This window comes from Pseudoalteromonas sp. QJM3NY_12 (assembly GCF_056173165.1).
The window spans coordinates 78,057-98,334 of record NZ_JBWBUF010000002.1 but is presented as its reverse complement, the minus strand read 5'-3'; the positions used below and the strand labels follow the sequence as shown (position 1 = coordinate 98,334).

Annotated in this window: 20 protein-coding genes and 2 pseudogenes; 4 read left to right on the top strand and 18 right to left on the bottom strand. The window is 40.3% G+C overall.

Going from position 1 to position 20,278, the window contains the following annotated elements:
- Window positions 1-91 precede the first annotated feature (91 nt).
- The 5 genes from AC0VZ5_RS16300 to AC0VZ5_RS16280 all read right to left on the bottom strand — a co-directional run bounded on the left by AC0VZ5_RS16300 (window position 92) and on the right by AC0VZ5_RS16280 (window position 2,611).
- Window positions 92-310: a hypothetical protein gene (locus AC0VZ5_RS16300; RefSeq protein WP_475474973.1), complete on the bottom strand. Its 219-nt coding sequence runs from the start codon at window positions 308-310 to the stop codon at window positions 92-94.
- 106 nt (window positions 311-416) lie between these two features.
- Window positions 417-875, bottom strand: a complete 459-nt coding sequence (locus AC0VZ5_RS16295) for a nuclear transport factor 2-like protein (protein WP_475474972.1) — start codon at window positions 873-875, stop codon at window positions 417-419.
- A gap of 33 nt (window positions 876-908) precedes the next feature.
- On the bottom strand, window positions 909-1,394 hold the full coding sequence (locus AC0VZ5_RS16290; RefSeq protein WP_475474971.1) for a hypothetical protein: 486 nt from the start codon (window positions 1,392-1,394) through the stop codon (window positions 909-911).
- 133 nt (window positions 1,395-1,527) lie between these two features.
- A complete protein-coding gene (locus AC0VZ5_RS16285; protein ID WP_475474970.1) occupies window positions 1,528-1,965 on the bottom strand; it encodes a hypothetical protein in 438 nt (145 codons plus the stop codon).
- A gap of 118 nt (window positions 1,966-2,083) precedes the next feature.
- Entirely contained in the window at window positions 2,084-2,611 is a 528-nt protein-coding gene (locus AC0VZ5_RS16280; RefSeq protein WP_475474969.1) for a hypothetical protein, read from the bottom strand.
- A gap of 318 nt (window positions 2,612-2,929) precedes the next feature.
- Here AC0VZ5_RS16280 and AC0VZ5_RS16275 point away from each other — a divergent pair, with 318 nt between their 5' ends.
- Both AC0VZ5_RS16275 and AC0VZ5_RS16270 read left to right on the top strand, forming a co-directional pair.
- Complete coding sequence (locus AC0VZ5_RS16275; protein WP_475474968.1) at window positions 2,930-4,201, top strand: O-acetylhomoserine aminocarboxypropyltransferase/cysteine synthase family protein; 1,272 nt, start codon at window positions 2,930-2,932, stop codon at window positions 4,199-4,201.
- A 68-nt stretch (window positions 4,202-4,269) separates the two neighbouring features.
- Window positions 4,270-4,929 carry an NADPH-dependent FMN reductase gene (locus tag AC0VZ5_RS16270; protein ID WP_475474967.1) on the top strand — a complete coding sequence of 220 codons (660 nt, stop codon included), beginning with the start codon at window positions 4,270-4,272 and terminating at the stop codon, window positions 4,927-4,929.
- A gap of 16 nt (window positions 4,930-4,945) precedes the next feature.
- Here the strand turns inward: AC0VZ5_RS16270 and AC0VZ5_RS16265 are convergent, their stop codons facing one another.
- From AC0VZ5_RS16265 to AC0VZ5_RS16240, 6 genes and pseudogenes are all read right to left on the bottom strand, one after another.
- Entirely contained in the window at window positions 4,946-5,134 is a 189-nt protein-coding gene (locus tag AC0VZ5_RS16265; RefSeq protein WP_138594568.1) for a DUF1289 domain-containing protein, read from the bottom strand.
- Between the two features lie 14 nt (window positions 5,135-5,148).
- Complete coding sequence (locus tag AC0VZ5_RS16260; RefSeq protein ID WP_475474966.1) at window positions 5,149-5,664, bottom strand: hypothetical protein; 516 nt, start codon at window positions 5,662-5,664, stop codon at window positions 5,149-5,151.
- A gap of 155 nt (window positions 5,665-5,819) precedes the next feature.
- Window positions 5,820-6,119: pseudogene (locus AC0VZ5_RS16255) on the bottom strand (pyrophosphohydrolase domain-containing protein).
- Window positions 6,110-6,809: pseudogene (hisF, locus tag AC0VZ5_RS16250) on the bottom strand (imidazole glycerol phosphate synthase subunit HisF). Before hisF (AC0VZ5_RS16250) ends, AC0VZ5_RS16255 begins: the two co-directional pseudogenes overlap by 10 nt.
- A 563-nt stretch (window positions 6,810-7,372) precedes the next feature.
- Entirely contained in the window at window positions 7,373-10,432 is a 3,060-nt protein-coding gene (locus AC0VZ5_RS16245; RefSeq protein ID WP_475474965.1) for an efflux RND transporter permease subunit, read from the bottom strand.
- Between the two features lie 10 nt (window positions 10,433-10,442).
- A complete protein-coding gene (locus tag AC0VZ5_RS16240) occupies window positions 10,443-11,513 on the bottom strand; it encodes an efflux RND transporter periplasmic adaptor subunit (protein ID WP_475474964.1) in 1,071 nt (356 codons plus the stop codon).
- A 541-nt stretch (window positions 11,514-12,054) separates the two neighbouring features.
- On the opposite strand from AC0VZ5_RS16240, the gene AC0VZ5_RS16235 reads away from it, so the two are divergent.
- Together AC0VZ5_RS16235 and AC0VZ5_RS16230 are read left to right on the top strand one after the other, a co-directional pair.
- Complete coding sequence (locus AC0VZ5_RS16235) at window positions 12,055-13,062, top strand: catalase family peroxidase (protein ID WP_475474963.1); 1,008 nt, start codon at window positions 12,055-12,057, stop codon at window positions 13,060-13,062.
- A gap of 16 nt (window positions 13,063-13,078) precedes the next feature.
- The gene (locus AC0VZ5_RS16230; protein ID WP_475474962.1) at window positions 13,079-13,618 is read left to right on the top strand and encodes a cytochrome b; all 540 of its coding nucleotides are present in this window, start codon (window positions 13,079-13,081) and stop codon (window positions 13,616-13,618) included.
- Between the two features lie 496 nt (window positions 13,619-14,114).
- Here the strand turns inward: AC0VZ5_RS16230 and hisIE are convergent, their stop codons facing one another.
- Genes hisIE through hisD form a run of 7 tightly spaced genes read right to left on the bottom strand, consistent with a single transcriptional unit; the run spans window position 14,115 to window position 20,273 of the window.
- Entirely contained in the window at window positions 14,115-14,729 is a 615-nt protein-coding gene (hisIE, locus tag AC0VZ5_RS16225) for a bifunctional phosphoribosyl-AMP cyclohydrolase/phosphoribosyl-ATP diphosphatase HisIE (protein ID WP_464712095.1), read from the bottom strand.
- The gene (gene hisF / locus AC0VZ5_RS16220; RefSeq protein WP_475474961.1) at window positions 14,720-15,499 is read right to left on the bottom strand and encodes an imidazole glycerol phosphate synthase subunit HisF; all 780 of its coding nucleotides are present in this window, start codon (window positions 15,497-15,499) and stop codon (window positions 14,720-14,722) included. Before hisF (AC0VZ5_RS16220) ends, hisIE begins: the two co-directional genes overlap by 10 nt.
- Entirely contained in the window at window positions 15,481-16,215 is a 735-nt protein-coding gene (locus tag AC0VZ5_RS16215; protein WP_475474960.1) for a 1-(5-phosphoribosyl)-5-[(5-phosphoribosylamino)methylideneamino] imidazole-4-carboxamide isomerase, read from the bottom strand. Before AC0VZ5_RS16215 ends, hisF (AC0VZ5_RS16220) begins: the two co-directional genes overlap by 19 nt.
- A gap of 33 nt (window positions 16,216-16,248) precedes the next feature.
- Complete coding sequence (gene hisH, locus AC0VZ5_RS16210) at window positions 16,249-16,839, bottom strand: imidazole glycerol phosphate synthase subunit HisH (protein ID WP_475474959.1); 591 nt, start codon at window positions 16,837-16,839, stop codon at window positions 16,249-16,251.
- Window positions 16,836-17,897, bottom strand: coding sequence for a bifunctional histidinol-phosphatase/imidazoleglycerol-phosphate dehydratase HisB (gene hisB, locus AC0VZ5_RS16205; protein ID WP_475474958.1), 1,062 nt, complete (start codon window positions 17,895-17,897; stop codon window positions 16,836-16,838). Before hisB ends, hisH begins: the two co-directional genes overlap by 4 nt.
- The gene (hisC, locus tag AC0VZ5_RS16200) at window positions 17,894-18,982 is read right to left on the bottom strand and encodes a histidinol-phosphate transaminase (RefSeq protein ID WP_475474957.1); all 1,089 of its coding nucleotides are present in this window, start codon (window positions 18,980-18,982) and stop codon (window positions 17,894-17,896) included. Before hisC ends, hisB begins: the two co-directional genes overlap by 4 nt.
- Window positions 18,972-20,273 carry a histidinol dehydrogenase gene (hisD, locus tag AC0VZ5_RS16195; protein ID WP_475474956.1) on the bottom strand — a complete coding sequence of 434 codons (1,302 nt, stop codon included), beginning with the start codon at window positions 20,271-20,273 and terminating at the stop codon, window positions 18,972-18,974. The genes hisC and hisD overlap by 11 nt, the downstream gene beginning before the upstream one ends.
- Between the last annotated feature and the right edge of the window lie 5 nt (window positions 20,274-20,278).

Genomic DNA, 20,278 nt, shown 5'->3' with positions numbered 1-20,278 from the left:
CCTGAATCCTCCTTGAAATATTGCTTTGTTATATTTACAATTTCACTGCCTGCAACATATTTTTATGCGATGAAATCACATGTAAATGCACTCAACTGTTTGCCAAAAGATGCTCTATGACTGAAGTTTCAATCCGAGAAAAAATCTGTTGGCCATGTTCAGAGCTTAACTCTAATTCAACCCAGCCATCAGTCCCCATAAACTCAACCTTTTTGTAGTTCAGTTTGTTGGTGCTGCTGATCTGTTCGAGTTCGCCTGACAAGCGGAAAATTCCTATCTCTGTATTAATTCTGCTGATTTGAAAATTCATAATCACCTGTAAACATAAAACGCCCTAATAACGGGCAAAAAATAGTTGGTTAAAATTAGCGACGAAGGGGCAAAACCAACTGTATTTTGTCCTTGTTATGTGAATTTTACTCGTGGTATTTGCGAATAATAGCAACTTTACCGTTTTCCATTTCGAGCACTTCCATCATAGTTTGTGTATAAGCCTGAGGCTGCTTACTTTCAGGGTGAATACCTTTAGCGCTGTTCTTATACCTGATTGCAATAGCTGAGTTATTAAAAATGAATACATCAAGTAACTCGGCATTATATTCAGTATGAGCACCTAAATAAAATAGCATTCCTTTTCGCATTGCTTCCTTTCCATCAGGTAACCTTGAGTCATCTGTTACCCATGGTAAATGAGAATGACCGACATCATCAGTAAGTAAGGAAAAGTAGTTTTCTAGATCATCTTTCGTAGCATTTGGTGCTTGAGTTGCGACCATAGCTTTAAAGTAGGTTTGAGCAAATTTATCTAGGTCAATTTCGCTTGCTGAAACAGATAAAACAAAAGTAAATGATAATATTAAAAGTAATCCTTTCATTGAAACTCCGTAGTAGATTATTCACATAACGCTTCAAATATGGGGCGCACGTTGTTTGTGCGTCCCTGCCATAATTTGTTTGTTATATTGCGACGTTGCCAACCCTTGATTTATTTTATGCTGCATATAAATCACATGAAATATTGACGTAATAAAAGGGTTTAACCAAAGCTTATCACCACGATTAGAGCCAGCGATTAAATTAATACGATTACGCACCAAAATTATCCAAGTAACGTCGAAAATACTTGAGACAACATGAATACCAATTGAGCTTCTTAAAATAGTAGGCTCATTAAGGTTAACTAAGCCATAAATTAAACTACCTAAAGATATAGTGAATAAGAAAATGGTTATTACGATGAAAACATTGGGTATTCTGTGTTCGGTCTTTTGATTAATGCTGTTTGAGAATTGATAAAGCTTAAATATTAAATATGCGCCATCAGTAAGCACACAAAGGGCTAGAGTCTTTGCTACTGAATCAACTTCAAATATATCTGCAAGTCCCTTTTTCATTTATTCTCCAAAGCTGAAAACACACTGAATTCATTTAGCAATATAACGCCCAATTAACAGGCAAAAAATTGTTGGCTAAAATAAGCGACGAAGGAGCAAAAGCCGACTGTTTTTTGTCTTTTTGAATGGCTTGTTATGTACCTTTTTGCTGCTTTAAGAAATTGACAACATATTGTCGCTCTTTTTCATAATATTCTTCGCCTTTATCTACGTTGATTGTTGGGCTACAAGAACCAACATGTAATCCTTTTTCGTTGGGGTAAGCAAATACAGCATATTTAACTTTTTCTTTAAAAGGAAAACCACACGCTGCTGAATCCATTCTTGTACTAACCAATACTTTTTCTGACATCATACCTTTATAACTTTGTTCAACAGATATGGTTACTGCCTTTGACTCAGAGTAGTTAAACCAGCCATCTTCTTTGGTTTTAACTATATCTATTTTTTCCACTGTACCAATAAAAACTAAAGGGTAATCATAAAATGCTTCGTTTACAGCGTAATCCATGCAACTACATGCTAATGCATTAAAACTAAACAATGAAAATAGAATAACTAAAAGTTTCAACTGAACTCTCCATGGCACATAACGCCCTGTTAACAGGCAAAAAATTGTTGGCTAAAATAGTGACGAAGGAACAAAAGCCAACTGTTTTTTGTCCTTGTTTAACAGCTTGTTATGCGTATTATTCACTCGGTATCATTTTTAGAGCATCATCTCGGACGTCTTGTACAACACCACCCAAAAAAGAACTATTTTGAGCTGCAAATGATGTCGCATTACCTAAAGTTTGTTTCTCGATTCGTGATTTAGCTGCATATGTCGGTTTAACTCGTTTATGAACATCAAACCACCATTTGTTACTGTGCTTTTTAATTATCTTATTTTTAAGGCGATTATATCGCTCTTTGCTATCTGAGCCTTCATACATAACCAAAACACTAGCCCAGATCATTTTTCGATGAATACTTAGTGGTTTGTAATTGCGAGCTATTAATTCAGCGCGAACATCTGGATGAAGTAACAACGTCCCATTTATTATTTTTCTCTCAATCCACTTCGGCTCTGCAAGATCATAAATTTTAGATTTGTCATATTTAGAAAGGTTTTTGGTTATACCTCCCCATTTTTCAAGGTCATCTGTAGCAATTAGATTTTCTATCAATACCGGGTGCTCTTGTGACAATTTTTCGAGCACCTCATAATATTTCATACTCCAATCCTTAGATACGCATAACAATTTAATAGTGCGCTCATCGCGCATATCTCTGCCAATGTCACGCTCACTTTTCTATTTTATATAGTTTTAACAAATTACCTAACATATTACTATCACTAAGTTTTTATTGTGTTTAATAAATACTTAGAGGAGTAATATGCGCGCTTGGCTCATTTTCTTGAATATATGATCGAACGGTAGAATTAGATACAGCATCCAATCAAATTACTTCAACATTCTTTAGTATATTTCATGTGCATTTTGTAACCATTAAATGCTACGTTAGATGTAACTATATTGAAGGAATAAATTATGAAACTTGAGTCTTTAGCGTTGCACCATGGTTATGAATCTGAAGCCACAACTAAGTCAGCGGCGGTGCCAATTTATAACACCTCTTCGTACACCTTTGATAATACCCAGCATGGTGCTGATTTATTTGATTTAAAAGTGCCGGGTAATATTTATACCCGCATAATGAACCCGACCAATGCGGTACTTGAGCAGCGTATTGCGGCGATGGAAGGCGGCATTGGTTCACTGGCTGTGGCCTCGGGTATGGCGGCGATTACCTATGCGATTCAATGTTTATGTGAAGTGGGTACTAATATTGTAAGCACCAGCCAAGTGTATGGTGGCACTTATAACTTATTTGCCCACAGCTTGCCGCGCCAAGGTATAGAGGCGCGAATGATTAAAGCCGATGATTTTGACGGTTTTGAAAACGCGATTGATGAAAACACGCGTGCGGTTTTTTGCGAATCAATTGGTAACCCTGCTGGGAATATTGTTGATATTGCTCGCCTTGCGAAAATTGCCCACACTAAAGGGGTGCCTTTAATTGTAGATAACACCGTGGCTACGCCGTATCTGTGTCGTCCATTTGAGTTAGGTGCCGATATTGTGGTGCACTCGCTCACTAAATACATTAACGGTCATGGAACCGCGATTGGCGGCATGATTGTTGATTCGGGCAAGTTTGACTGGAAAGCCAATGCATCCCGTTTTGCGATGATGAATGAGCCTGATCCGTCGTACCATAATGTAGTGTATACCGATGCGTTTGCTGAGGCGGCGTTTATTGGCCGTTGCCGTGTTGTCCCACTTAGAAATACCGGTGCGGCGCTTGCACCTAAAAACGCATCAGACATTTTAATTGGCCTTGAAACGTTAGGGCTAAGAATGGATCGTCACTGCGAAAACGCGCAAAAAATTGCTGAATATTTAGAGAGCCATCCTAAGGTGCTTTGGGTTAACTACGCGGGATTAAAATCAAGCCCGTATAACGAAATAAGCCAAAAAATTACCAATGGTAAAGCGTCAGGTATTTTAAGTTTTGGTATTGCCGGTGGCTTAGAGGCTGGTACGCGGTTTATTGATTCCCTAAACATGATTTTACGCCTGGTAAATATTGGCGATGCTAAATCGCTGGCTTGCCACCCAGCATCTACCACGCACCGCCAATTAAATGATGAAGAGCTCGCCAATGCTGGCGTTAGCCGCGATTTAATTCGGTTATCGGTGGGTATTGAAAACATTGACGACATTATTGCCGATGTAAGCCAAGCACTCGATAAAGCTTAAACCGTACAGTAAATACCTCAAACTTTTTTGAGGTATTTATTTTTGCAATTAAAAAGGAGTGCCGATACATGAAATTTTTAATTTTTCTCGGTTCGGTTAGAAAAAGTACCCCACCTAAGCCTGCGCGTTTAGAGGAAAGGGTAGCGAAAGCATGTGAGCGTTGTTTGGTTGAGCATTACTCTGAGCATGAAATAGAGCTTATTGATCCGCTCGATTATGATTTAGACCCTGTGTTTAAACCGCACTTTGCTTATTCGCAGGCTGAGGTACCTAAACAGCTTGATGACTTAGCTGCAAAAATTAAAGCCAGCGATGGCTTTGTTATGGTAAGCCCTGAATATAATCATTCTATGAGTCCGGCACTCGCTAATTTGCTAAACCATTTTGGAAGTTCTCTATTTGGCTATAAACCCAGCGCGATTGTGACCTATTCTGCAGGGCAATGGGGCGGTGTACGCGCTGCTGTTGGCATGCGCAGCTTTTTAAGTGAACTAGGTTGTTTACCGGTATCAGCTATGATCCATGTACCAAAAGCGCAAGATGTGTTTATCGAAAGTGGTGAAGCAAACAATAGGGCAGAGCAAACATCGTGGGATAGCTATTTTTCGCGCACCTTTAATCAATTAATGTGGTGGGCAGAAGGCGCCAGCAAACAACGTGAAGCGTTAGATCCTAAGCAATTAAGCAAAGATTTTAAACGTGACCCATCACAGCGTAATGCGCCTTAACGGTTAAAAATTTAAGCTAGTCTTTTTTGGCATCTTCACGAGGGGAGGCCAATATTGCTTGCTTTTGTTCGGCAGTTAAAATAATCCAGTCGAATATTTCTTCGCTGGTGCGACCGCACCCAGTACAGTAGCCATTCATTCTATAACATTCACCGATACAGTCTGTTTTTAAATGAGTGGATTGTTTACTGGGTGTTTGGCGCATACATTCTCTCGTTATTATTTCGTGGCGACGGGCTTTCCTACTTCTAAAGAGGTCGACCAAGTTTTAATTTTTGATAACGTTTTGCTGGTATAAACAGAAATAACCGGCGACTTATCATCAAGTACAAAGGTGGTACGCAGCGACGTTTCTGACTCTTTTTGTGTTTCTAACCAGTTGTTTGTTTTAGTTAAACATTGTCGAGTGAGTTCAACTGCTTGTTGATGCATAGCTACCGCTTGCTGTTGATCTTTGTAGCTTTCTTGGCATTGATAGGTCACAGTTTGATTGTTAAAGCTAGTCACTTGGCAGTTATCGCCAAATACGTTGTACTTAGCAGTCCACACATCTAAATATGAGTTTTGTACTTTGATGTCTTTTAACGCATCAAAGCGATTATCAAATTCGGTTATTAAGCCATCCATTTTTTCACAGGGCGTTAAGCTGTCTAATTTGGCTTTTTGCTCGCTGGTTAAACTGCTACAGCCAGACAAAATAAGACCAGTGAGTATAAGCGATATATAAGTTTTCATAGTGCGCTATCCTTTTGTAATAGCAATTATTCCTTGAACATTAGGATACCTAAGGGAAGGATTAAATGCTATTGAAAGGCTGAATTAAAAAAGAAAAATTATGGCTTTTTATAACGATGTGCGCCACATAATGGCGCACACAGTAATCGTTATATTTACTTATGACGACCTTGTAGGCAAGCAGCTACACCAGTGAGCTCTAACCCTTGTCGTTGTAAGTTCATTGTTATCGTGTTTCATTGCTGCAAGTGCCACTTCTACACCTTCTTTACCTACTTTTTGACAGCTACGGCTTAAGTCTTCTGCGAACAGTGACGCAGTGTAGCTTTTAGCGCTTCGCTGTTCATAAAGCCTTGCATTAAAATTACGCCAGAGCGGACATCTTGAACAATGGCAGGGATCATCTCGCTTTTAGCGAAAGCAACTTGAGTTTGGTTTTCTAAGGTTACTTGCATAGTCTTGCTGCCACTTGGTTATCGATTAAAAATTGTTTTAGTTCACCGATGTTTATCACGTTTTTGTAAAAAAACACTGGCTGCGAGCGTACCATCTACTTGGCTTTGTTGAAATACATCAACAAAATCTTGCATGCTGCCTGCACCGCCTGAGGCGATTAAAGAAATATCACACAGCTGGCGTATTTTGCTGAGTTGCTCGTTGTCGTAACCGTTGCGAACACCATCTTGGTTCATACAACTTAAAACGATTTCGCCTGCACCTAAGTCTTGTACGCGTTTAACCCATTCTTCGGTTTTATAACGGGTGCGGCTTGACGCATTAGGATCGCCAGTAAGCTGATAAACTAGATATTCACCGGTTGTTTCGTCAAAAAAGCTGTCAATGCCAACAACTACAGACTGCTTGCCAAACTCATCATGTAATTCTTTAATTAGCTCTGGACGCGCAATAGCAGGGCTATTAATACTGATTTTGTCAGCGCCACGTTCAAGCACACGAGCTGCATCGGCCACCGATTTAATACCACCGGCTACACAAAATGGAATATCGATATGGCGGGCAATGTTTTCCACCAAATTGACATCGAGTAGGCGTTTTTCAACACTTGAACTGATCTCGTAAAACACCAGTTCATCAGCACCGACTTTGCTGTAAGCTTTAGCTAGGGTAAGTACATCGCCAACCACTTCGTGGCCTTTAAATTTAACTCCTTTAACGACTTAGCCGTCTTTTACATCTAAACAAGGAATTATGCGTTTTGATAACATGAGAATGCCTAGTTTTTAAAATTTTGATTTGAAATAAAGCTGTTTTTACATTTATCGTTTGTATGACTAAATAGAAGACACATAGACTGCACTTGATATGTTATTTATTTGATAAATTTGAATAGTTAATTTAATGAATGAATCTTAATGCATTACTATGCAATGAATTCTTAGCCTCACCACATAATAGAACTCCGGCTATGTTAATACTTGAAGCTAGAACTTAAAGTGATAATTAATGCCTTAAAAAAATATCCGCTTCAATGCTTATTTAAATTTATAAAATACTAAAATTAAAATGTTTATTTTGAAAAAGAATAACCGTATCTGAGGGCGTTTTTAGCAGCTATAAGGTTTGAAAGGTATGTTGTATATGCAGTATTTTTTAAAAGTTAATTGTGATAATTATATGAATTATTTTGCTCAAAGCTTATAAAAAGGCCATGACTTACTACTAAGCATGGCCATATTTTTGTTGGCGTTTAATTAGTTGCCTGTTCGTCTTGTTTAACATTCATAAAAATGGCGTATAGAACAGGTATTACGATTAATGTAAGCAAGGTAGCAAACAGTAACCCGAATACTAAAACCACAGACATTGATTGGAAAAATGCATCAAAATACAGTGGAATAACCCCTAACACCGTGGTTAGTGTGCCCATCATTACCGGTCTTACCCGACTATTTGCCGAGTCGATAATGGCATTATATGCAGGTTTACCTTGGCGAATTTCCATGTCCATTTGATCTACTAATACAATGGCATTTTTAATTAACAAACCTGAGAGCGACAGTAATCCTAATATACCCATAAACTCTAGTGGTATTTGTGTGGTTACCAGCCCAAACACAACACCAATTAAGGCTAATGGCACAACAAGCCAAATAATAATTGGTTGTTTTAAAGCATTAAATAACACAATAACAATCAGCACCATGGCTAAAAAGCCCATTGGAATAGTTGAGGCCAACATTTCGTTAGACTCTTTCGATTGTCCGTATTCGCCATCCCATTCAAGTCGATACCCTTGAGGAAGGTCAATGGATTCTATTTTAGGCCTTACCCGATTAAATAACTCTGAGGCTAGTTCACCCGGCAGAGGATCCGCTTGAGCTTTTATAGTCCATTCGCGGTCTTCACGTTTTAAAATGCCATCGCGCCAGACGGTTTTAAACCCATTGGTTACTTGCGCTAGGGGCAGTGTTTCACCAGTGATATTGCTTTGTACCTGAATGTTGCCAATATCGTTTATGTCGACACGTTCCGATTGTGGTGCTCTAACAATAATAGGAATGAGCTCTTCACCTTCACGATACTGTCCAACCACTTGACCAGAAAAGTTCTGCTGTAAGGCTTCAGCAACCGCTTTACGCGTTACACCAGCGCGCTGCGCATTAATGGCTGAGTACTGTGGTTCAATAACACTAATGCGTTGTCGCCATGTATCTTTAATAGACAAGGCGCCGCCATCATCAATTAATACTCCTTTTGCCTGTGCTGCTAGCTCTCTTAATACATCTGGGTCTGGCCCTTTAAATGTAGCTTCTATTTTAGAGCCCCCACCTGGGCCCATTACAAAGCGCCATGCTTTGCCTTGAGCATCGACAAAGTTATCGTCAATGTAATTTTGTACGGTAGGTAAAAGTTTATCTAGCTTTTTGTAGTCATCGACTTTAGCTAAAATTTGCCCGTAAGAGCTGTTTGGTGACTCACTACCATAAATAAGCATGTAGCGAAGCCCGCCGCCGCCAATAAGCGTTTGTATACCTTCAACGCCATTTTGTTGCTTTACAAATTTCTCTAACTTGAGCATATCTCTTTTGGTTTTTTCAATATCGGTACCTTGCGGTAGCCAAAAATCAACCACCATTTGTGGTGTGGTAGAAGCTGGAAAAAATCCTGATTTTACAAATTGAAATCCCCACATAGACACACTAAAGGTGGCAACTACAACGGCAATACTGAGCCAGCGATGATGCAGTGCTGACACCACTACCGATTGATAAAGTGCCATAAGTTTATTTGGCTTCGCTGAGCCTGAGGTGTTGTTATCTTGCTCTTTAAACAAGCAATAACAAAATAAGGGGGTTAGGGTAATGGCAAATAACCAGCTGTATAATAGAGAAATTAAAATAACCCAGAATAAATGACCGGTAAATTCAGCGGTATCACCTGGGGCAAGACCAATAGGCGCAAAAGCAACAATGCCTACCAAGGTACCACCCAGTAGTGGCCACTTAGTTTGCTTGACGACTTCGCTAGCAATTTCTAACTTTTTACGGCCCTTTTGTGTACCAACTAAAATCCCTTCGGTCACAACTATAGCGTTATCAACCATCATGCCTAGCGCGATAATCAGCGCACCAAGAGAAATTCGATGCATGGGTATGCCGCTCCAATCCATGGTAGCAAGGGTCGCAAAAATGGTTAGCAGTAATACGGCGCCAATAATAATTCCTGAGCGCAAACCCATAAATAGCAGCAGGGTAACCATTACGATCACCAGTGCGACTAAAACATTCACTACAAAGTTGTCGACTGAATCTTGTACTACTTTACCTTGGTGGTAAAACTCATGCACTGTGATACCCAGCGGTCTGAGGTTTTCAGTTTGTTTTACTTTGTCATCAACGCGGTCAAATACTTTAACCACATTAGCACCCAAGACACTGGCGACCCCAAGTGAAATTGCAGGTTTAGAGTTATAACGGACTAACTTTGTTGCTGGGCTTTGAAAGCCACGGTATACATTGGCAATATCTTTAAGATAAATTGTTTTACCTTCACCGCTGGCACTAACCAATAGATTTTTAATGGTATCAACGGAGTTTATTTCTCCGGTAGGGTCGATAAAAATACGTTGATCGCCAATTTGAGTGTTACCAGCGCTCAATACAGCGTTTTGCTCATCTAAAATGCCGTAAATATTATTAATAGACACGCCTAAAGAGGCTAACTCTTCACGGGCTATTTCTACAAATATGCCTTCTTGCTGCACGCCTGTCATAGCAACTTTGGCTACGCCCTCTACTTGTAAAATGTCACTTTGCAAATCTTTAGCGTAGGCATGTAACTCGTCGGGTGAGTATCCTTCGGAGGTTATTAAATAGCTTAAGCCATATACATCACCAAAATCATCATAAACTTGTGGCGTGCCAGTACCAGGCGGTAATGTTGGACGTGTGTCATTTATTTTGTTTCTGAGCTTAGTCCAAATAACTTGCAACTCAGATTTAGTCGGGGAAAACTCTGATTTAATCTCTACTTTAATTTCAGATAAGCCCGTAGATGAGGTGGACGATATAGTATCAACTTCTTGTAGTTCTTGAATTGCACGTTCAAGCGGCTCAGTTACCTCCTTTGCTACTTCTAGCGGGCTTGCACCTGAGTAGGAGACAAACACCTGCGCGGTGCGAATTATAAATTCGGGGTCTTCAAAGCGAGGCATGTTTTTATAGGATGAAAAACCAAATCCTAGGGTTAAAATAATGAGTATAGTGCTTATTAACTTATTATTAATTGTCCATTTTGCTAAATCCATTATCGCGCTCCTATGCTTTAGTCCAAGGACGTACTTTCATACCCTCAGTCACATAGTTTGCACCTGCACCAATAATTACATCCCCGGCTTTTAAACCGTCAGTGACGATGAGTTGTTCACCTATGCCATTTTCAATAGTAACGGGGGTTTTAAAAGCTTGCATAGTTTGAGCGTCAACCGTCCATACAAAGTGTTCTCCGTTTTGTTCAAAAATAGCAAAGGTTGGCACTAATAAACGAGTTGTATTTGAGCTGCTTTCACGGGTGATTTTTAGACTGGCATTCATGCCAGGCAATATATTAAGGTTATTTGGTACAGCAAAGGCAAATCGTACTTCATAGGTTTGGCTCGCTGAGTCGGCTTCTAAATTGGCTCGTCTAAATGTTGCAGGAATGGGAGCAGTTGATACATCTTGTAAAATTACTGAGGCTACATTGTTCTGCTTAGAATCTACTGTGGCCACAATAGACGCGGGAATATTTACCACCGCTTCCATTTCACCTTTACCAAATAAAGTAACAACGTGTTGCCCAGCACTTATGTTTTCAAGCTGCTTTACCGGTACTTCTGCAACAATAGCATCGTAAGGCGCTATAATTTTACTGTCAGATAATGCTTTTTGCGCTGAGTCATATTGCGATTCGGCTACTTCTTTTTTAGATTTTAGTTGCTCTATATCACGTTGTGAAATAACCCCATCTTTAACGAGCTTCAAACCACGTTGGTAATCATTATCGGCTGTTTCAAACTGAATTTTGCTCGACTTGACCTCATTAATAAAGTTTCGTTGTTCTAATACAGCAATTACATCGCCTTTGTTTACGTTTTGTGCAGCAATAACGTTAAGCGCTTCTAACTTTCCGCTAACCTGAAAAGCAAGCTTTGAGCTATTTATAGTGTCGATAGTGGCGGGGTAGGTGAGCGTTTTTGATTGCGACACATCACCTATGGTTATTAGTTTAACCGCACGCGGTTCGTTTTGTTTTTGTGTGCTGACATCACTTTCTGAGCAACCGGCTAATAAAAGTAGAAACGTGATACTAATCAAATTAAATTGAGTAAAACAACGTGTTTTGATCATATGGTTTACCTTAAATAAAAAGTGCGTTGTTAATTTTTGGCATTTTTTAATCAGTAAAAATTATAAAATAGCCAATTGCGTTTATTTTCGAATTTACCTGAAATGTGTGTTATTAAACTATAACTACTTTAAAAGAAGCAGTAAGGTAGTAGGTAATAAATAACATTCTAATTTCAATAGTTTATTATTGCTGTACCGTTTTGTTTTAATTTGTATGATTTTGTAGAAAGCACCAAAAGTGCAACTTAATACTTGCTTTATGTTGGGCTAAGTATAATTAACAATCAGCATTTTAAAAGCAGACGCCTAAAATATTAGCTATATAGTATTAAAACCACAAACTATACTTTTTACAAATTAAATTGAAATATTAATTGCTTAGGAGCGGTCTTGTAAGAGTGATGTAGGTATTGCTTGATAAAAACACTTCAACTCAAAGCATCACTCAGCAATGGTTAGCCATTATTTTCGCGGGTAATTTTAACTGTGAAAAATTCCAACATAGTCATCAAAAAATAATCATACGAGGTCAAATCCTACCATGAGTAAAAAAATCATCTTAATAGCAATTATTAGCTTATTTGCCCTGACTATTTTGTATTTTACTGGCGCATTTAATCGTGACGCAGTGACTGCACAGCGTTTTGTTAATTTACAGCAAGGTGATAAAACCCATAAGGGATTTCGCCGAGCACACGCAAAAGGTATTTGTTTAGCAGGCTCTTTTGAGTCAACGGGTGAGCTTGCTAAGTATTCGCAAGCGAAGGTATTTGATTTAGGGGCCACTCCTTTTGTAGGTCGCTTTTCTATTGCGGGTAATAATCCAACTGCACCTGATTTAAAAGCTCCTGTGCGTAGTTTAGCGTTTTCTATAACTACTGATGATAACCAAGAATGGCGGGTGGCAATGAATACGCCTCCGGTTATGGCGGTAGCTACGCCAGAAGCGTTTTTTAAACAACTACAAGCACTTTCACCCGATCCGGTGACTAAAAAGCGCAACCCAGAAAAAATTAAAGCGTTTTTTGCAGCACACCCTGAAAGTGCTGCTTTTAATAACTGGAAATCAAGCTACACACCAACCAGTAGCTTTGCCACTGAGCAATACCACAGTATCAATGCGTTTTATTTGATGGATGAGAATGATGGAAAGCATGCCGTACGCTGGATTGCTAAACCACAATTAAGAGATGAAAATATCCAACCACTTAACAATGATTCACCAGATGTGTTGCAACTACAACTTAAAGACCAAGTAGCTCAGTCTCCGGTTAAGTTCGATATGCTGTTTAGCTTTGCAACCGAAGAAGATGATGAAAACAACCCAACTGTTTTATGGCCACAATCGCGCAAAACGATTAACGCCGGTACGTTAGTAATATCACGCTTGCAAGCACAACAGGGTGGGGTATGTGAAAACATGAACTTTGATCCGCTGGTATTACCAACAGGTATTGAGCCAAGTGCCGATCCTATTTTACGTGCCCGTGGCGCTGCGTATGCAGAGTCATTTCGTCGTCGTGCTAAAGAAGTACTTTTAAATAATTAATCACAGGAACGAGTCAATGAACACAATTACTAAATACTCAGCGTCGAGTATGCTTATTCACTGGGCGATGGCATTAATTATACTTTCTATGTTATTTCTTGGTTTATCGATGGTACAAAGTTTAGCCGTATGGCAAGTAGAAGCTATACAACTACATAAATCGTTTGGCGTGTTAGCACTGATATTAGTGGCGATAAGATTAATTAATAAAGTAATGCATAAAAGCCCTGCATTACCCCAAAGTGTGCCTAAAGCACAAGCTTTAGCGGCACATTTAACCCAAGTGGGCTTATATGCGTCTATGATTTTAATGCCAATTTCAGGCTGGTTAATTCAAAGTGCTGACGAACGTTCTGTGAGCTTTTTTGGTATATTTACTTTGCCTCATTTAGTTAGTAAAAATATTGAGACCTATGCATTTTTTCGTGAAGCACATGGCTTAATTGCTTATGCATTTTTACTGTTTATTTTTATGCATGTAAGCGCTGCACTTTATCATGGTTTAATAAAGCAAGATGGCGTATTGGGTTCTATGTTACCGGGTAAGCATAAATAATTTAGTCAAAGTTAATTAGGGGCTGTTGACCTTTTGAGATTAAATTTGCAGCAGTCTGTTTGGTATTTAGGCAAGGAAGAGCCTAAGTAGTGTGAATATTCCTCATAAATAGGCGATAACGCAGCATCAATGCCAAACAGGCGCTGCCCGAAGGGTTCTGCCTAGAGGCGATTTACTCTTTGTTGCCTACATGGATGTAGGTAAGGGGCGTGAGCAGGACGCGGAAGCTTTGCTCGGTTTTTACTTATTCTTACATGGATGTAAGCCAGTAGAATAACGCAGGAGCAGTTATCGAGCCCACTAGGTTGCAAACCTCGCGCCGCGATTAAACCGCCCCTAGTTTGAACAAATATTAATCCGCAAAGGTAAGCAGACCCTAGTTAAAGGATACCTAAGGGAGAGAATAAATGCTATTGAGAGGCTGAATTAAAAAGAAAAATTATGGCTTTTTATAACGATGTGCGCCATATAATGGCGCACACAGTAATCGTTGTATTTACTTATGACGACCTTGTAGGCAAGCAACTACATCAGTGAGTTCTAACCCTTGGCGTTGTAGTAGTACAACGAGGTGATACAACAAATCGGCCGATTCGTTGGTAAGTTCATTGTTGTCATGTTTCATTGCTGCAAGTGCCACTTCTACACCTTCTTCACCTACTTTTTGACAGCTACGGCTTAAGTCTTCTGCGAACAGTGACGCAGTGTAGCTTTTTGACGGGTCATCATTTTTACGCTCAACAATGACATCTTCTAATTGTGCTAAAAAGCTTAAGCTTGGTTTAGCATCATCGCCAAAGCAGCTTTGTGTGCCTAAGTGGCACGTTGGGCCCTCTGGGTTAGCCATTACTAAAATTGAGTCGTAGTCACAATCGGTATGAACCGATACCACATTTAAGTAGTTTTCTGATGATTCGCCTTTAGTCCATAAACGCGATTTAGAACGCGAATAAAAGGTCACTTTATTGCTCTCAAGCGTTACTTTAAGCGCTTCGCTGTTCATAAAGCCTTGCATTAAAATAATGCCAGAGCGGGCATCTTGAACAATAGCAGGGATCATTTCGCTTTTAGCAAAATCAACTTGGGTTTGGTTTTGTTGTGTTAATTGCATAATCTTGCTGCCACTTGGTTATCGGTTAAAAATTGTTTTAATTCGCCAATGTTAATCACATTTTTGTGAAAAACGCTTGCTGCCAATGCGCCATCGACTTCGCTTTGTTTAAATACATCAACAAAGTCTTGCATACTGCCTGCACCGCCTGAGGCGATTAAAGGAATATCACACAGCTGGCGTATTTTGCTGAGTTGCTCGTTGTCGTAACCGTTGCGAACACCATCTTGGTTCATACAATTTAAAACGATTTCGCCTGCACCTAAGTCTTGTACGCGTTTAACCCATTCCTCGGTTTTGTAACGTGTGCGGCTTGATGCATTAGGATCGCCGGTTAATTGATACACTAAGTATTCGCCGGTTACTTCATCGTAAAAGCTGTCAATACCTACAACAACACATTGCTTACCAAATTCATCGTGTAGCTCTTTTATGAGTTCAGGGCGTGCAATAGCAGGGCTGTTGATACTTATTTTATCGGCACCACGCTCTAAAACCCGTGCTGCATCGGCTACCGATTTAATACCGCCAGCCACACAAAATGGAATATCAATGTGGCGGGCAATGTTTTCAACCCAGTTAACATCAAGTAGGCGTTTTTCAACACTTGCGCTGATTTCGTAAAAAACCAGTTCATCGGCACCAGCATCGCTGTAGGCTTTTGCCATTGTTAAAATATCGCCCACTATTTCGTGGCCTTTAAATTTAACGCCTTTTACTACTTGGCCGTCTTTTACATCTAAACACGGGATTATGCGTTTTGATAACATGCCAACGCCTCCTCAACACTAAATGCGTCATCAAGTAGTGATTTACCTAAAATAACACCACCTACGCCCAGCTCTTTAAGCTTTTTAATGTCATCAAGTGAGCTCACGCCACCCGAAGCTTGCACTTTAATATTTGCATTATGATTAATTAAATCTTCGTAAAGCTCAAACGATGGGCCAGTCATGGTGCCATCTTTACTGATGTCCGTACATAAAAAGTCAATAACGCCCAAGCTTACATAAAAATCTACAAGCTCAAGTAAACCAAACTCAGATTCACTTAACCAACCATGGGTTGCAGGAGCCCAGCCCGTGGCTGTTTTATTTACATCAAGGGCAATAACAAAGTGCTCAGCGCCAAATTGTTCAATCCAGGCTTTCACCTGCTCGCGTTTTTCTACTGCCATAGAACCAATAACAACTTGGTTAGCACCGGCTTTTAGCCAATCGCTTACATCTTGCTCTGAGCGAATACCGCCACCTACTTGGTAAGGTACGTTAAGCGATTTTGTTGCTGCTTGAATATGTTGCCACTGTTTTTTACTTGGATCGCGTGCGCCTTCTAAATCTACAAGGTGCAATTTACCTGCGCCGCTGTCGGCGTATTCTTTTAACCGTGCGCCAAGCTCAAAAGGATAAAACTGGGCGGTGTCGTATTTACCTTGGTATAAACGAACAATTTGATTTTGTAATACGTCTAATGCTGGAATAATCACAAATAATCTCTTTATTGTTGGTTAATGGGCTGTTTATAACTGCCAATCAACAAAATTTTGTAATAAACGGGTGCCTACTTTTGCACTGCGCTCAGGGTGAAATTGCATGCCAGCGTAGTTGTCTTTAGCAACTATGGCTGAAAAGGTTTGGCCGTATTCGCCGCTTACAAGTGTTGCGTCGTTTACGGTGTGCGCAAAGCTATGAACAAAGTACACTTGCTCGTCTTGTGTTAACCCTTTAGTAAGTGCATGCTCTTTATTAATGCTTAAGTTATTCCAGCCCATATGCGGTGACGTTAAACTGCCAACATCAAGGGCTTTTACTTGCCCTGGTATTTTACCTAAGCATTGCACGTTACCTTCTTCAGTGCTTTCGCACAGTAACTGCATCCCCAAGCAAATTCCCATTAGCGGGCGCTGATATTCGTTAATTGCTTGCTGCCAACCATTATCAACCAAACGCTTCATAGCAACAGATGCATGACCAACACCGGGTAAAATAGCACGTTCATAGCCTGCTAATTGTTCTGGCGAAGTAATCACCGTAGGGGTTTTCCCTAAACGCTCAAATGCAAACCGCACTGAGTTAATATTGGCACAGCCGGTATTAATTATTGCAATCATAAACATCCCTTAGAGCTGGCTGTTTGTTGGCTGGTATCTTGCGCAATAGCCATACGCAAAGCACGAGAAAACGCTTTGAATAAGCCTTCCACTTGGTGATGACAGTTACCATCACTTACCGATAAAATAAGGCTAATTGCGGCGTTATCACTTAAGCTTTTAAAAAAGTGCTCAACCATTTGTACGTCTAAATCACCGGCTTTTTCACGACTAAAGTTGGCATTTAATACAAATGATGCTCGACCTGATAAATCAATTTGTGCCTCTGCTTTACATTCATCCATTGGCAGTGCAAAACCATAGCGCGCTATTTGCGATTTAGTGCCAAGCGCTTGTTTAAGCGCAACGCCTAGTGCAATACCAATGTCTTCAACAAGGTGGTGCTCGTCTATGTGTAAATCGCCTTTGGCTTTAATGTTTAAACCAATGTTGGCGTGCGTGCGAATTTGATCCAGCATGTGATCAAAAAAACCAAGGCCAGTTTCAATGCTGCCATTTTTCGTTTGATCAAGGTTAACCGCTACATCTATTTGCGTTTCTTTGGTGTTGCGTGTCACACGGCCTTCACGGTTAGCTGTGGTAAGCTTAGTGACAATGGCAGGCCAGCTACCATCATATAAAATACCTTCACAACATAAGTTTTGCGCAAGACCAATATCGGTTTGGCGATCGCCAATTACATATGAACGCGCTAAATCAACCTTGCCTGAGCGCATCAGTTCGGTTAGTAAGCCTGTTTTTGGTTTACGGCAATCACAGTTTTGTTCATCAAAATGTGGGCAAATTAATACTGACTCAAAGCTAATGCCTTGGCTTTGTAAGATGTCCATCATTTTGTCTTGAGCAATATCGAAATCGGTAGTTGGAAAGCTGTCTGTGCCCAAGCCATCTTGATTCGATACCATCACTAAACGATAGCCTGCTGCTTGCAGTTGCAATAAGGCAGGAATGACACCTGGTAAAAACGCTAGTTTTTCAAGGCTGTCGACTTGTTTATCGGTGATTGGCTCTTCAATAATAGTGCCATCGCGGTCTATAAATAAATAGGGGTTACTCATGATACTTCCTGTTGTGCTGCGGTTTGTGGCAATTGCAGGCCATCTAACCAAATTTTTACTTGTTCTAATTCTTGCTCATTACCAATTGAAATACGTAGCCAATCATCTTCATTAAATAAGGTGAAGGCGCGCATTACTAAGCCTTGTTTAAGCGCTTGTTTAAAGTAATCCTTGTTAGCTAACTTTAAAGTAACGAAGTTGCCTTCACCAGTGAGTATTTTTAATACTGCAGGGGAGGCGTTTAACCAGTCAATAAGCTTTAACTTTAAGCTATTTAAAATCGTTACTTGGCGACGCATTGAGGTAATGGCATCAGGGGCAATGGCTTGTGCTGCAATGCTGGCCACCACACCCGATACCGGATACGGTGCAATGACTTTACGAATAGGCGCTAATACACTGGCCTGAGCGAGAGTAAACCCTGTTCTTAAACCCGCGAGTGCGAATGCTTTTGAGAGTGTACGAAGCACAACAATGTTACTAAACTCGTTTATAAGTTGTGTTGCACTTTGCTCTGGACAAAACTCTATGTAGGCTTCATCAACAATCACTAATGCTTTACCTGCAAGCGCAGTGGCAATGGCTTTTACTTTATCTAGCGGCGTTAAGCTTCCAGTTGGATTATTTGGGTTACAAATAAACACTAGTTTTGAGCTACCCACAGCGGCAACTATTTCATCCACGCTGCCATTAAATAAAAGCGCTTGTGTTAGGCCATTGATTGCGACGTTGTGTGTATCGGCCGTTACTTTGTACATACCATATGTTGGTAAAAATAGTGCAATACTGTCTTTTGACGGTTCACAGTAGGTACGCACTAATAATTCAATGCCTTCATCGGCACCGCGAGTCATTAATACATTTTCGTTTTCAAGCTCAGCATAGGCAGCGTAGCGGTCAATAACCAATTTAGGCTGAGGGTCGGGGTAACGATTCAAGTCTTCAATTGTTATTTCAAGGTTTTTAGCATACGGGCTTTCATTCGCATTGAGCCACGTTGTACCGGTTAACTTTTCACTTTTAGCTGAGCTATACGCAGCAAGCGCTGCAATATTATCAGGTAATAAGCCGCTATCATTGCTCATTTTTTATTGCCTCTAAACGAATTGAAACCGCATTAGCGTGGGCATCTAGGCCTTCTGCATCTGCTAAGGGTAAAATAGCTTTTGAAAGCTCAGTTAAGCCACGTTTACTGATGGTCTGTACTGTGTAAGTACGGAAAAAATCAAGTAAATTCAAGCTAGAATAAGTTGCACTGTAACCATAAGTGGGTAACACGTGATTAGTGCCTGAGGCATAATCGCCCGCTGACTCAGGGGTGTAATCGCCAACAAATACAGAGCCTGCATTCTTTACTTTATCTAAATAAGGAGTGGCATCTGCAAGTTGTAATATTAAGTGCTCTGGCCCATATTGCGCTGATACGTCAAACGCTTGAGCTACTGAATCAACTAGAATAAGTGACGAATTAGCCAATGCCTGTTTGGCGGTGTTTTTTCGGCTTAAGTTGGCAAGTTGACGTGTGAGTGCATCTTGCGTTTGTTCAATAATGGTTTCACTGTTACATAATAAAATAACTTGTGAGTCAGCCCCGTGTTCTGCTTGAGAGAGTAAGTCTGCAGCAATAAACTTTGGGTTTGCACGTTCATCTGCAATCACTAACACTTCTGATGGCCCTGCTGGCATATCAATCGCCATACCTGGAATCGTTTGTGCGACTAACTGTTTTGCCATAGTGACAAAGCTGTTACCTGGGCCAAAAATCTTATTCACTTTAGGAACAGACTCCGTGCCATAGGCCATTGCAGCAATCGCGCCTGCACCGCCGCTTTCAATAATTGTAGTGATACCACATAATTTAGCGGCATATAAAATAGCCGGGTTAATTGCTTTATCACCTTGTACTGGGGTGGTTAATACCACGGTTTTTGCACCGCTTAACTGCGCCAATACACCTTGCATAATAACCGATGACGGAAGAGGGGCACTTCCGCCAGGTACATAAATACCGACTGCTTCGATGGCTTGATATTTCAGTTCACAGTCAACGCCGGGTTGAGTCGATAACTTAATATCTTTTGGTAGTTGCGCTTGGTGAAAACATTTCACATTGGCATAAGCGGTATCAATTGCATATTTAAGCTCTGGGCTTAGCATTTTCTCAGCGGCATTAATTTCATCAAGTGGAACACGTAAACGCGGCTTGGCTCGGTTATCAAACTCTTTTGCTAATGCAAGTAATGCAGCGTCGCCTTGTGCATTTACTTTTGCCAAAATAGTCTGGCAAATGCTTTCTACTTTTTCACTTGCTGATACAGCAGGGCGCATAAGCGCCGCTGCCTGAACTTGTGATGATTCCTCATTCCAACGAAGCATTGTTG